Consider the following 12,225-nt stretch of genomic DNA (forward strand, 5'->3'; position numbering starts at 1 on the left):
GAGTCGCCGATGACCGCCGATCACCAGCCGTCCGTGGTGCGTTACGAGCGGCAGGGCCCGGTCGCCCTCGTCACCATGAACCGCCCGGACTACCGCAACGCCCAGAACTCCGCGATGACCTACGCCCTCGACCGCGCCTTCTACCGCGCGGCCGACGACAGCGAGGTCAAGGCCGTCGTGCTGGCCGGCGCGGGCGAGCACTTCTCCGCGGGCCACGACATCGGCACGCCGGAGCGCGACGCCCACCTGCCCTTCGACCGCACGGCGGGTCTCTGGTGGGACCACTCGGACAAGACCGGGGCCGAGAGCCGTTTCGCCCGGGAGTCCGAGGTCTACCTGGGCATGTGCCGACGGTGGCGCGAGCTGCCGAAGCCGATGATCGCCTCCGTACAGGGGGCCTGCGTGGCCGGCGGTCTGATGCTCGCCTGGATCTGCGACCTGATCGTCGCCTCCGAGGACGCCTTCTTCGCGGACCCGGTCGTGCGGATGGGCATCCCGGGTGTCGAGTACTTCGCCCACCCGTGGGTGATGCCGCCACGCATCGCGAAGGAGTTCCTCTTCACCGGGGAGCGGATGAGCGCCCGCCGTGCCTACGAGCTCGGCATGGTCAACCGCGTCGTGCCCGGCACCGAACTCACCGCCCGCACCCATGAACTGGCCTCCCGGGTCGCAGAGATGCCGCGGATGGGCCTGGCCCTGGCCAAGCGCGCGGTCAACCAGGCCGAGGACCTCCAGGGCCTGCACACCGGCCTGGACTCGGTCTTCGGTCTCCACCACCTGGCCCACGCGCACAACGCCGAGACCGCGGCCGACTCCCTCGGCGGTATGGACATCGGCGCGATGAAGAAGGCGGGACGCTGATGGACCTCGACTTCACCACCGAGGACGACGCCTTCCGGGCCGAGGCCCGCGACTGGCTCGCCGCGCACGTCCCGGCCCGCCCGCTGCCCTCCCTGGAGACGTCCGAGGGCTTCGCCGCCCACCGCGCCTGGGAACGCACCCTGTCGACGGGCCGCTGGTCGGCGGTCTCCTGGCCCGTGGAGCAGGGCGGCCGGGGCGCGTCGATCCTGCACTGGCTGATCTTCGAGGAGGAGTACTACGCGGCGGGGGCACCGGGCCGCGTCAGCCAGAACGGCATCAACCTCCTCGCCCCCACCCTCTTCGAGCACGGCAGCCCCGAGCAGCGGGCCAGGATCCTGCCCGCGATGGCGAGCGGTGAGGTGATCTGGGCGCAGGCCTGGTCCGAGCCGGAGTCCGGGTCGGACCTGGCGTCGTTGCGTTCCACCGCCGTGCGGGTGGCAGGCGGCTGGCTGCTCAACGGCCAGAAGGCCTGGTCGTCGCGGGCCGCCTTCGCCGACCGCGCCTTCGGGCTCTTCCGCAGCGATCCCGGGGCGGACCGGCCGCACCGGGGCCTCACCTATCTGATGTTCCCGCTCGACGCGAAGGGCGTGACCGTACGACCCGTCGGCCGCCTCGACGGGAAGCCCGCCTTCGCCGAACTCTTCCTCGACGACGTCTTCGTCCCCGACGAGGACGTCATCGGCGAGCCCGGCCGCGGCTGGCAGGTGGCGATGAGCACCGCGGGGAACGAACGCGGTCTGACCCTGCGCAGCCCCGGCCGGTTCACCGCCGCGGCCGAGAAGCTCACCGCCCTCTGGCGGGACGAGGCCGACCCCGCGGACACCGCGCTGCGCGACCGGGTGGCCGACGCCGTGATCCGCTCCCGCGCCTATCGGCTCTTCACCTACGCCAACGCCTCGCGCATCGCCGCGGGCGCCTCCATCGGCGCCGAGTCCAGCCTGAACAAGGTCTTCTGGTCGGAGCTGGACATCAGCCTGCACGAGACGGCGCTCGATCTGCTGGGCCCGCGCGGCGAGCTGTCCGACGAGGCCGGGGAGGCCCCCGCCGACGGCAGTTGGGCCGACGGATACACCTTCTCGCTGGCCGGCCCCATCTATGCGGGCACCAATGAGATCCAGCGCGACATCATCGCCGAGCGGCTGCTGGGCCTGCCGAAAGGACGCCGGTCATGAAGTTCCTGCTGGACGACGAGCAGGCCGAGTTCGGGCGGACCCTGGACCGCATGCTGACGGCCGCCGACACCCCCGCGGCCGTACGCGCCTGGGGCGACGGCGACACCGGCCGGGGGCGCGCCCTGTGGGCCCGGATCGCCGAGGCGGGAGTGTTCGCCCTGGCCGTACCCGAAGCGCAGGACGGCATGGGGCTGCTGCCCGTCGAACTCGCCGTGTCCTTCGTCGAACTGGGGCGGCACGCGGTGCCGGGGCCGCTCGTGGAGAGCGTCGCGGCCGGTGTGCTCCTCGGCGGTCTGGCCGAGCGCGGAGACACCGCCGCGGCAGACGCGTGGTTGCCCCGGATCGCCTCCGGGCAGGCCATGGTGTCCCTGGCGCTGGCGGAGGGCGGGCCGTACGCCCTGGACGCGGACGCGGCCGACGTCACCTTCGTGGTGACCGGCGCCGACGCGCCCGGAACCGCCGAACTGCGAACGACCGCCGGACACGGGCCTGTTCAGCCTTCGCTCGACCCGGCGCGGCGCCTCGCCCGCCCGCTGCCCGGCACCGGTGCGACGCTCGCCATCAGCCCGGCCGTCGAGGCGGCGGCCACGGCCGCCGCCGACTGGGCCGCGTTCGCCACCGCCGCCCAGACGCTGGGGGTCGGCCTCGCCCTGGTCGAGAGGACCGTCGCCTACGCCAAGCAGCGCACCCAGTTCTCCACCACCATCGGCGCCTTCCAGGCCGTCAAGCACCGGCTCGCGGACGCCCTCATCGGCCTGGAGTTCGCCCGTCCGCTGGTGCACGGCGCTGCGGTGGCCCTGTCCGGGAAGTCGGCCGACGCCGGGGCGGAGATCGCCGCCGCGAAGGTGGCGGCGGGCGAAGCGGCGTACGCGGCGGCCCGTACCGCCCTGCAACTGCACGGCGCCATCGGCTACACCGCCGAGTACGACCTGTCGCTGTGGATCCGCAAGGCCCGCGCGCTGCGCTCGGCCTGGGGCACACCGTCCGCCTGCCGGGCCCGGGTGCTCGCCGGTCCGGTCGCCCCCTCTCCGGGAGTCTCCCCCGCGACCGGCCCCGCGCAGGTGCCGTAACCCTCCCTCCGGACACCGGACTTGAGGCGACGAACGACGGGGGCCGGATGCCCGCCGACCGGGACGGCACCGGCCCCCGTCGCCAGCGGACCGGGCGGCTTTCGCGCGCCTTCGTCCCGTTTCGTGCGGGTTCCTGGCATGATCCGACTCTTCGTCGGTGGCCACGGACGGAACCACCCCGGGCAGCAGGGAGCAGCAGGTGAAGGGACTCTCACCCACTTCGGTGAAGGTGCCGTGGGCACTGGCGGCGCTCTCCCTGATCGCTGGAGCACTGCTCGATCTCACCGCGCCCCAGCCCTACATGGGCCTCCCGTTGCTGGCCGCATCGCCGATGATCGCGGGAGCGATGCTGTCGCTCCGCGCGACCGTCGTCTTCGGGGGTCTGGCCTGCGTGGCCTCGGTGACGCTGGACTACCACCACACCCGTCCACTCTCGGCGAACTTCGTCGATCTGGCGGTCGTCGCGCTCATCGGGGTGCTGGCCGTCCTGGTCAACCGGCTCATGGAACGCCAGGGGCGCGATCTCGCGGTGGCCAGAGACGTCGCCGAGGCCCTGCAACGGGCCGTACTTCCGGATCCTCCGACGCACGCCGGTCACCTGGCAGTGGCCGCGGGGTACACGGCCGCCGAGACAGAGGCCCGGATCGGCGGCGATCTCTTCGCTGTACAGGACACCCCGTTCGGCGTGCGCATGATGATCGGCGACGTACGGGGCAAGGGACTCCAGGCCATCTCGTCGGTCTCGGTCACCGTCGGGGCGTTCCGCCAGGAGGCAGAGCGTGCCTCCAGCCTCGCGGAGCTGGCGCACCAGCTGGACGAGGCGCTGTCCAGGGAGGCGGAGCGCAGCAGCCGGGAGATCGCCGGTGAGGATTTCACCACCGTGGTGCTGGCCGAGGTCTCACCCGACGGCGGCGTGCTGCGGCTGGTGAACCGGGGGCACCCCGCCCCGTACCTGCTCGACGGGGGGCGGCTGCTCCGGCTGGACCCGACCGTCCCGCAACTACCGCTCGGTATGCGGCTGGCGGGCCCGGCGACTCCGGAGGACGACGCGCAGGTCGATGTCCTGCGGCTGCCGCCGACTGCGATGCTCCTGATGATCACCGACGGAGTGACCGAGGCGCGGAACCGCGACGGCGTCTTCTACGACCCGTGCACCTCCCGGCTCGCGGGTCACCGGTTCACGGATCCCGCTTCGCTGATCGACGCGCTGACCGCGGATGTCACACGCTGGACGGGCGGCACCCGCCAGGACGACATGGCCATCCTGGCGATCGCCGGACGGAACGCGGAGGACACGGCCGCCTGACGGAGGCCGGTGGGCCGAAGCCGGAGCGCCGAAGCCGGAGCGCGATGCGGGGGCGCGTGGTGCGCGGCGGGGAAAGGGCGGTGTCTCCGTGACCGCGTGGGCGACAGCGGTCACGGAGACACTTCGGGTGCCCATCGGGATCCCGGTCCTCGCCGGACCGGATCCGGGACTACTTCTCGACGGTCCCGGAAGCCGAGACGGCGATCTTCGAGCTGGTCGCGCCGGAGCGGGAGCCCAGCGCCTCGATCTTCCTGACCAGGTCCTGGCCCTCGACGACCTCGCCGAACACGACGTGCTTGCCGTCCAGCCACGACGTCACCACCGTGGTGATGAAGAACTGGGAGCCGTTGGTGTTGGCCCCGGCGTTCGCCATGGACAGCAGGAACGGACGGTCGTGCTTCAGTGTGAAGTTCTCGTCGGCGAACTTCTCGCCGTAGATGCTCTTGCCGCCCGTGCCGTTGCCCCGGGTGAAGTCGCCACCCTGGAGCATGAAGTCGGGGATCACGCGGTGGAAGGGCGAGCCCGCGTAGCCGAAGCCGTGCTCGCCGGTGGCCAGCTCGCGGAAGTTCTGGGCGGTCTTGGGGACGATGTCGTCGAACAGCTCGAAGACGATCCGTCCGGCGGGCTGCTCATCGATGGTGACGTCGAAGAATACGTTGGTAGACATAGGGACATCCTGTCACGTTCGCCTCAGGGACCCCATCCACCACACGTGCCCGGGTCTCCGACGGGTGTGGTATCCGTACCCCCGTTCACGCCCCGCATCAGTTCGGCCGAGGCGTCACACACCGTCTGGAGCTGCGACGACGAAGGCTGCACCTCCAACGACCTGGCGAGCGTCGCACCCGTGACGGGCACGGCGGGGGTGTCCTGCTGGCCCTGATGTCCCGCCGCTATCTGCACCGGGCCTCGGCGGGTGTCCCGGTGGTGCTGGCGGGTCTGGCGTTCGCCACGGGCCGGCGGGACGCCGTCGACTCGGGCGATGTCGTGCCGGGCGAACCGGCCGGGTGGATCGTGGGCCGTCTGACGACGTCGCAGTGGTCCGCCGTCGGCCACTGCGTCGCCCGGGGCGGGTCTGGTCATCGCACTGTGGAGCGCCGTCGTGGTCCCGGTGGTCGTCGAGCGGTACGCGCTCGGCCGCCCGGTCGTCGCGCTGTACGAACGGGAACGCCCGGACGATCCGGCGACCACCCGTGTCTGCGTCCCGCGAAAGCGGCAGCTGTGAACCCGCGTGCGGTCCTCGCGGCCGTCCTCGGGGCCGTCGAACACCGGCGCCGTGCCCGGCGGCCGGGACGGGCCGGAATCCGGAGGTCAACGCCGTGCGGCCACGGCCGAGTTGCTGTGGCAGACTTCGCCGACAAGGCGCTGGTCGGTCGGGTTGCGGTGGGATGTGAGTGAGCTGTTCGAGTCTCCGCGGTGGGGGAACGGCGGCGGCAGTGCCCGCCCGGCCGCGGGACCCGGTACGGCAGTCGCTCGCCCGGCACCCCCTCCCCCGGCCTGTTCCCGCCTCTCTCATCCACTCCTCGCGCAACGGAGTCCGTCATGACGGCAGCCACACCCACGCCCCGGATCGACACGAGCAAGCCTCATCCCGCGCGGGTGTACGACTGGCTCCTGGGCGGCAAGGACAACTACCCCGTCGACCAGGAGGTGGGGGAACAACTCCCCACCGAGGCGAAGGATGCCGCCCGGCAGAACCGTGAGTTCATGCACCGCGCCGCCGCCTGGCTGGCGGGCAGTGGCATCGATCAGTTCCTCGACATAGGCACCGGCATCCCGACCCGGCCGAACCTGCACCAGATCGTCCAGCGGACCACCCCTTCGGCCCGGATCGTCTACACGGACAACGACCCCATCGTGCTGCGTCACGCCGAGGCCCTGCTGATCAGCCGGCCGGAGGGCGCCACCGACTACATCCAGGCCGATGTGCGCGAACCGCAGTCGATCATCGACCACGCCAGGGGCTTCCTCGACTTCGACCGGCCGATCGCGCTCTCCCTCATCGCGCTCATGCACTTCGTCCCGGACGACCAGGATCCGTACGGCATCGTCCGCACCCTGGTCGACACCCTGCCGTCCGGCAGTTACCTGGTGATGTCCCACGCCGCGTCCGATCTGTACTCGGAACTGGCGGCGATGGTCACCGCGGAGTACGCGAAGGGCGGCATGCGGCTGGGATTCCGCACCCGTGACGAGGTCGCCCGGTTCTTCGACGGGCTCGACCTGGTCGGGCCGGGACTGGTGACGGCCCCGGAATGGTTCAAGGACGGCTCCGCCCCGCAGCCGGAAGGCAGCGGCATCTACTCCGCCGTCGCCCGGATCCGCTAGGACCTGGCCGGACCGGGCCGCCCCCTCGCGTACGGGGTGGCCCGGTCCGGCAGTGGCGGAGCACACTGGTGGAAGAGGACCGGAAGGCTCCGGCCGCGCCCCTCAACGGGAGAGGCCGCTGCCAGGAAGGGGACTCATGTCTCACCGTGCTGCGCTGGGCGGCCGGAACACCGTTCCGACCCACCACCACCATCCTGTACTCCTCGGCCCGGGACGGGTCCGGACCGGAACCGAGCCGCTGACCGCGTACAGCGCGCTGGGGCTGCGCCTGGTGCTCTCGGTCACCGCGCTTCCCGTATTCGCCGCAGGGGCCGCCGGGTTCTCCCTGTGGGCCGTCTCCGCACCGGCCGGATCGCCCGGCCCGGGGTTCCTGGTGACCCTGGCCGTCATCTGCGGTGTCCTGGCGATCGTGGCGGCGATCGACATCGTCGTCATCCGGCGCCGACGCTCCGAGGGTCAGGGCTGAGCGTCGGCGCCGTCGCCGGACTCGTGCCGCACCGCGCGGATGTAACCCTCCCGGAGACGCTGGTACTCCGCGCTCTCGTGGGTGGAGAGCGCCTGCCCCTGCCGCGTCCTGAGGAACTCACGGACCGCCTCGTTCCACACCGCGGACGGGCGTACGGAATCGGGTTCCACGGGATTCAGGCGCATGGGACGAGATTATGAGGCAGGCACGCGGCCGGAGGGTATCTCCCGGCCCGCCTTTTCCGGCCCGCACACCATATCGGCGGAGATACCCGTGACAGCAGCGGGAACACGGACCCGGTGGGGCCACCGTGCATCGCCCGCACCCGCGGAGGGCATGGACCTCATGTCCCACGCGGGGGGACAAGGTGTCATTAGAGTCGCTTTGCGGAGAATTCCGCAGACACTGGAGGCGGAGAGACTGTGAACCGTGACGTCATGCTTGCCCTGGTCCCTGATGAACAGGGTGTCCTGCACGTGGCAGCGGCCGACGTGAGCCACATGCTGCGGACGCTGGGCGCCGGCTGGCTCCAGGCGGTACGCGACGACGCGTCGAACGCCGACGAGAACACCGTGGCCGCCCTGACCATCGAACTGGCCAAACTCGCCGACCAGATCGACGTCGAATGCATCGCCCACACGTCCAAGGACGGCAACGAGGGCGCGCGAGGTGCGGGCCGGTAACCTCCGCGAGGAGACCGGCCCGCCCCAGCCGTGATCACCGGACGGCGTCCGTGATCACCAGATGGCGTCGACCCATTCGGGGTGGTCGATGAACGGGTTGCGGTTGTGCTGGTAGTCGTTGTAGATCACGTCGTTGCGGTTCTTCTCGAAGGCGTCCGGCGGGTCCTGGTCGCTCCACTGCTTCAGTACGCTGATGCGTCCGATGGCGGGCGCAGAGCCGTTGTTCACCTTGTCGTCGGGCTCCAGGTCGGGGAAGCCGTCACCGCCGTCGTACCGCACCGCCATGTAGAGGATCATGCGTGCGACATCGCCCTTGACCGCGTCCCTCGGCTCGAAGGAGTCGGAATCGGTGTAGTTGCCGGGAGCACCGGCGACCGCCGTGCCGCCGTTGTCGAAGTCCTTGTTCCCCCGGATGCCGTTCACCGCGACATCCGCGGGCCGCAGATGGTGCAGGTCGGTACCCGGGCCGGTGGCGGTGCCGAAGTCGCCGTGCGACTTGGCCCAGACGTGCTCCCGGTTCCAGTCGCCCGTGCTGCCGCCCTGGCTGGTCTTGGGTATGGACCGGCCGGTGTACAGCTCGATCACGTCGGACGCGTTGGCGGGATCCTGGTCCGTGTGGTCCAGGGCGTCCCAGACCTGGGCGTAGGTGACCTTCGACTGCACGCTGATGATGGTGTGCAGCGCGCTCTTGAGCGCCGGGCCGGTCTTGCCCTCGGCGCCCGCGTAGTACGAGTCGTCCAGCACCGTGGAGGCGGCTGCCGCCGGGGTGGCACGCGCCGGGGTCGCGGCCGGCGTGGGGGGTGCGGCGCTCAGGACCGCGGCCGCCGCGAAGGCGGTCGCGGTGGCGGTGATCCATCTCGTCGTCATAAGACGGGACATGTGGGGTGTCCTCTCCAACTGCCGCGCTGTAGCGCGCTGTTGACGTCGGTTGCGGTTCCCGGGACATTGCCACAGCCGTCGATCCGGCGGGTGAAGAACGCGGAACAAGCATGTGCCGATCTCCCCACGGGACCGGGGCCGGGCCGGGCCGCACCGAAGGGCCGGACGCCACGGATGCTCTACTGGGAGTTGGGGCAACTGATGCCATCGGGCCGATCCCGGCCCCTCGGTCCGGGAGAACAGGGCACGCAATGAAGATCTGCATCGAGGCGACCGCCCTCCCGGGCCGCACCAGCGCCGCCTTCGCCGACGCCGTGGACATCCAGGTGGGAGTTCAGGCCAAGGACCGGCCGCAGGACGTAGTGGAACTGCACGCGGGTGACAGCCCGTCCGCCTCGTGGACCCTGGACTGCACGACGACCGTCACCCCGGATTCCATCACCCTCGCCGGTCCGTACATCCAGCACCGCTTCGGCGGGCGGTTCATCTATCTGTCCTGGACCACCACGGACGGGACCGGTACCGCCACCATGTTCCGCCGGGCCAAACTGATGCTCGACGCGGTCCCGACCGAGGTGCTGGACGCCGCGGTCCTGGCCGGTCGGCTCACCGCGGAACTGCGCCTCACGGACGCCGCGGGGGCGCCGCTCTGCGGTTCCGTCCGGCCCCCGCTGATCATCTGGTCGGCCGGACCGAACACCCCGTGAAGGCCTGACCAGGGAGCAGGGCCCACACAGGAGGCGCTACGCCTCGGCGCCGCTCGCCGTACGGCACTCCGGGTGGCCCCAGCCGTCCGTGTTCTTGGCGATGGACTCGCCCGTGGCGTACGAGCGACCGCACCGGCAGCGGCCGGGGAACTTGGCCTGGAGCGTACGCGTCGACGCGCGCTGCCGCGGCGCTGCCGACTTCGCCGCCCCACCGGAGGAGCGACGGGACGCGCCGCCCGTCCGTACGGTGTCGGGTGAGGCCGGCGGCTCGGGAGAACCCTGATCGCTGCCCGCGGGCTGCTGCACGATCGCCGTCCGACTGGCGGCCCGGTCGGCGAAGTCGTTGAGCGGATCGCCGTTCACCTGGTGCGCGGGCACGTAGCGGAACTCGACGGAGCGCCCCGTGAGCAGCGTGTCGATGCGGACGACGAGTTCCTGGTTGGCGACCGGCTTGCCGGAAGAGGTCTTCCAGCCCTTGCGCTTCCAGCCGGGCAGCCAGGTCGTGACCGCTTTCATCGCGTACTGGGAGTCCATCCGGATCTCCATCGGAACCGTCGGATCGACAGCCGCCAACAGCCGCTCCAGGGCTGTCAGTTCGGCGACGTTGTTGGTCGCGGTGCCCAGCGGACCCGCCTCCCAGCGGACGGGCGTCCCCGCACTGTCGGCAATGACCCAGGCCCAGCCCGCGGGCCCCGGATTTCCTTTCGACGCCCCGTCACACGCGGCGATAACGCGTTCAGTCATGCCCTCGATCATTCCAGTACCGGCGGCAGGTCCGCGCCACACCCCCCATATCGTCCGAATCTACGCATACAATCCGCCTTGTTTACCATTACTTGACCTGCGCTAGAGTATTCGCAGGGCCAAGGGCCGTTCCTGCGAACCGGCCGAAGGCTCGTGTGATCCGGAGGGCGCCGGCCGGGACAGCGTCCACGCCGCACCCCCGGGCCCGCCGACCATTCCCGCACCTGTGCCCGCACACCGCCCCTGCATGCCCGTATGGAGCCTCCTATGGAACCCGCCGCGCACGTCCGGAAGACCAGCCTGCCGGGAGTCGGCACCCGGTACGACCTCAACACCGAGGCCGGACAGCACATTTCGGTCGTGGTGCACCAGGACGGACGCCGCATCGTCGCCTTCCACGACCCCGAGGACGACGACAACTGCCGCAACGCGACCCCGCTGGCCTCGCACGAAGCGACCGCGCTGTCCAGGCTGCTCACCCCGGACCCGGTGGCCCATCTCCGGGAGTACCTGGAGATCGATCTGGTGACCGAGCACGTCCTGATCACCAAGAGGTCGCCGTACGCGGGCCGCACCCTCGGCGCCACTCAGGCGCGTACCAGGACCGGTGCCTCCGTCGTCGCCGTGCTGCGACGCACCGCAGCGTTCCCCTCGCCCGCCCCGGACTTCCGCTTCGCCAGCGGCGACACCCTCGTTGTCGTCGGCACCCGCGAGGGCGTGGACGCCGTCGCCGAACTGATCACCGGAGGATAGACACCTGTGCACAACACGTCCGCGCTGCTCATCGAACTCGGGGCGGTCATCCTCGCCCTCGGCCTCCTCGGCCGCTTCGCAGGGCGCATCGGGTTCTCACCGATCCCCCTGTATCTGCTGGCCGGTCTCGCCTTCGGCCACGGCGGACTCATCCCCCTGGACGCCAGTGAGGAATTCACCGCCACCGGCGCCGAAATAGGCGTCATCCTGCTGCTGCTCCTGCTGGGACTCGAGTACAGCGCATCGGAACTCGTCACCAACCTCAAGACCCAGTACCCGTCCGGCATCGTCGACTTCGTACTCAACGCGACTCCCGGCGCCGCCGCCGCACTCCTGCTCGGCTGGGGACCGGTCGCGGCCGTCGCCCTCGCCGGGGTCACCTGGATCTCCTCCTCCGGCGTCATCGCCAAAGTCCTGGGAGACCTCGGCCGCCTCGGCAACCGCGAGACACCCGTCATCCTGGGTGTCCTGGTCATCGAAGACCTCGCCATGGCCGTCTACCTGCCACTGCTGACCGCGATGCTCGCCGGGCTGAGCCTGGCCGGGGGAAGTCTCACCCTGCTGATCTCGCTGGGCACCGTCGGCGCCGTTCTCTATGTGGCCCTGCGCCACGGCCGGTTCATCAGCCGGGCTGTCTCCTCCGACAACCCCGAGATGCTGCTCCTCGTCGTCCTCGGACTGACCCTGTTCGTCGCGGGTATCGCCCAGCAACTGCAGGTTTCCGCCGCGGTGGGTGCATTCCTCGTCGGTATCGCGCTCTCCGGTGAAGTCGCCGAAGGCGCCCACAACCTGCTCACCCCGCTGCGCGACCTGTTCGCCGCGGTCTTCTTCGTCTTCTTCGGCCTGAGCACCAACCCCGCCGACATCCCACCCGTCCTGCTGCCCGCGCTGCTGCTCGCGGTCGTGACGGTCCTCACGAAGATCGGCACCGGCTGGTACGCGGCCCGGCGGGCCGGAATCAGAACAGCGGGACGCTGGCGCGCGGGCGGCACGCTGGTCGCCCGCGGCGAGTTCTCCATCGTGATCGCGGGCCTCGCGGTCGGCGTCGAGCCCCGCATCGGGCCGCTGGCGACCGCGTACGTACTCATCCTGGTCATCGTCGGCCCGCTCACCGCACGCTGGACCGAGCCGCTGGCCCGTCGCCTCTCCGGTCGTCTCGCCGGGGGCAGGACCGCGCCCGCCACACCTGCCGCGCCGCAGCCGGCCGACACCACCGGCACTGCCGACACCGCCGGAACGCGCGGCTGAGCGCCGGC

16 protein-coding genes are annotated in these 12,225 nt (G+C 71.0%); 11 read left to right on the forward strand and 5 right to left on the reverse strand.

The window, feature by feature from the left end:
• Positions 1–9 precede the first annotated feature (9 nt).
• The 4 genes from OG709_RS02485 (at position 10) to OG709_RS02500 (ending at position 4,409) form a co-directional block, all read left to right on the forward strand.
• On the forward strand, positions 10–861 hold the full coding sequence (locus OG709_RS02485; protein ID WP_250300147.1) for an enoyl-CoA hydratase: 852 nt from the start codon (positions 10–12) through the stop codon (positions 859–861).
• Complete coding sequence (locus OG709_RS02490) at positions 861–2,033, forward strand: acyl-CoA dehydrogenase family protein (protein ID WP_329164612.1); 1,173 nt, start codon at positions 861–863, stop codon at positions 2,031–2,033. Before OG709_RS02485 ends, OG709_RS02490 begins: the two co-directional genes overlap by 1 nt.
• Positions 2,030–3,103: an acyl-CoA dehydrogenase family protein gene (locus OG709_RS02495; protein ID WP_250300151.1), complete on the forward strand. Its 1,074-nt coding sequence runs from the start codon at positions 2,030–2,032 to the stop codon at positions 3,101–3,103. Before OG709_RS02490 ends, OG709_RS02495 begins: the two co-directional genes overlap by 4 nt.
• Before the next feature lie 157 nt (positions 3,104–3,260).
• A complete protein-coding gene (locus OG709_RS02500; RefSeq protein WP_329164616.1) occupies positions 3,261–4,409 on the forward strand; it encodes a PP2C family protein-serine/threonine phosphatase in 1,149 nt (382 codons plus the stop codon).
• A 169-nt stretch (positions 4,410–4,578) separates the two neighbouring features.
• Here OG709_RS02500 and OG709_RS02505 read toward each other — a convergent pair whose 3' ends face one another.
• On the reverse strand, positions 4,579–5,076 hold the full coding sequence (locus OG709_RS02505; RefSeq protein WP_250300155.1) for a peptidylprolyl isomerase: 498 nt from the start codon (positions 5,074–5,076) through the stop codon (positions 4,579–4,581).
• Positions 5,077–5,099: 23 nt separating this feature from the next.
• A complete protein-coding gene (locus OG709_RS02510) occupies positions 5,100–5,492 on the reverse strand; it encodes a hypothetical protein (protein WP_329164621.1) in 393 nt (130 codons plus the stop codon).
• A gap of 19 nt (positions 5,493–5,511) precedes the next feature.
• On the opposite strand from OG709_RS02510, the gene OG709_RS02515 reads away from it, so the two are divergent.
• The 3 genes from OG709_RS02515 (at position 5,512) to OG709_RS02525 (ending at position 7,203) form a co-directional block, all read left to right on the forward strand.
• Positions 5,512–5,634: a hypothetical protein gene (locus OG709_RS02515; protein WP_266644466.1), complete on the forward strand. Its 123-nt coding sequence runs from the start codon at positions 5,512–5,514 to the stop codon at positions 5,632–5,634.
• Between the two features lie 317 nt (positions 5,635–5,951).
• The gene (locus OG709_RS02520; protein WP_250300157.1) at positions 5,952–6,737 is read left to right on the forward strand and encodes an SAM-dependent methyltransferase; all 786 of its coding nucleotides are present in this window, start codon (positions 5,952–5,954) and stop codon (positions 6,735–6,737) included.
• A 136-nt stretch (positions 6,738–6,873) separates the two neighbouring features.
• Positions 6,874–7,203 carry a DUF6343 family protein gene (locus tag OG709_RS02525; RefSeq protein WP_250300159.1) on the forward strand — a complete coding sequence of 110 codons (330 nt, stop codon included), beginning with the start codon at positions 6,874–6,876 and terminating at the stop codon, positions 7,201–7,203.
• Here the strand turns inward: OG709_RS02525 and OG709_RS02530 are convergent.
• Positions 7,194–7,388 carry a hypothetical protein gene (locus tag OG709_RS02530; protein WP_250300162.1) on the reverse strand — a complete coding sequence of 65 codons (195 nt, stop codon included), beginning with the start codon at positions 7,386–7,388 and terminating at the stop codon, positions 7,194–7,196. The two genes, OG709_RS02525 and OG709_RS02530, sit on opposite strands and share 10 nt — an antisense overlap.
• 237 nt (positions 7,389–7,625) lie before the next feature.
• On the opposite strand from OG709_RS02530, the gene OG709_RS02535 reads away from it, so the two are divergent.
• Positions 7,626–7,886: a DUF6213 family protein gene (locus OG709_RS02535; protein ID WP_250300163.1), complete on the forward strand. Its 261-nt coding sequence runs from the start codon at positions 7,626–7,628 to the stop codon at positions 7,884–7,886.
• Between the two features lie 54 nt (positions 7,887–7,940).
• On the opposite strand, the gene OG709_RS02540 is transcribed toward OG709_RS02535, so the two are convergent.
• Positions 7,941–8,765: an endonuclease I family protein gene (locus OG709_RS02540; RefSeq protein WP_401274438.1), complete on the reverse strand. Its 825-nt coding sequence runs from the start codon at positions 8,763–8,765 to the stop codon at positions 7,941–7,943.
• A 251-nt stretch (positions 8,766–9,016) separates the two neighbouring features.
• Here OG709_RS02540 and OG709_RS02545 point away from each other — a divergent pair, with 251 nt between their 5' ends.
• Entirely contained in the window at positions 9,017–9,472 is a 456-nt protein-coding gene (locus OG709_RS02545) for a DUF5990 family protein (protein ID WP_250300166.1), read from the forward strand.
• 36 nt (positions 9,473–9,508) lie between these two features.
• On the opposite strand, the gene OG709_RS02550 is transcribed toward OG709_RS02545, so the two are convergent.
• Complete coding sequence (locus OG709_RS02550) at positions 9,509–10,228, reverse strand: ribonuclease H family protein (RefSeq protein ID WP_326695390.1); 720 nt, start codon at positions 10,226–10,228, stop codon at positions 9,509–9,511.
• Positions 10,229–10,483: 255 nt separating this feature from the next.
• Here OG709_RS02550 and OG709_RS02555 point away from each other — a divergent pair, with 255 nt between their 5' ends.
• Both OG709_RS02555 and OG709_RS02560 read left to right on the forward strand, forming a co-directional pair.
• Complete coding sequence (locus tag OG709_RS02555) at positions 10,484–10,969, forward strand: cation:proton antiporter regulatory subunit (RefSeq protein WP_250300169.1); 486 nt, start codon at positions 10,484–10,486, stop codon at positions 10,967–10,969.
• A gap of 6 nt (positions 10,970–10,975) precedes the next feature.
• Complete coding sequence (locus OG709_RS02560; RefSeq protein WP_329164626.1) at positions 10,976–12,217, forward strand: cation:proton antiporter; 1,242 nt, start codon at positions 10,976–10,978, stop codon at positions 12,215–12,217.
• The last annotated feature ends 8 nt before the right edge of the window (positions 12,218–12,225 follow it).

The organism is Streptomyces sp. NBC_01267, assembly GCF_036241575.1.
Classification (GTDB): Bacteria; Actinomycetota; Actinomycetes; order Streptomycetales; family Streptomycetaceae; genus Streptomyces.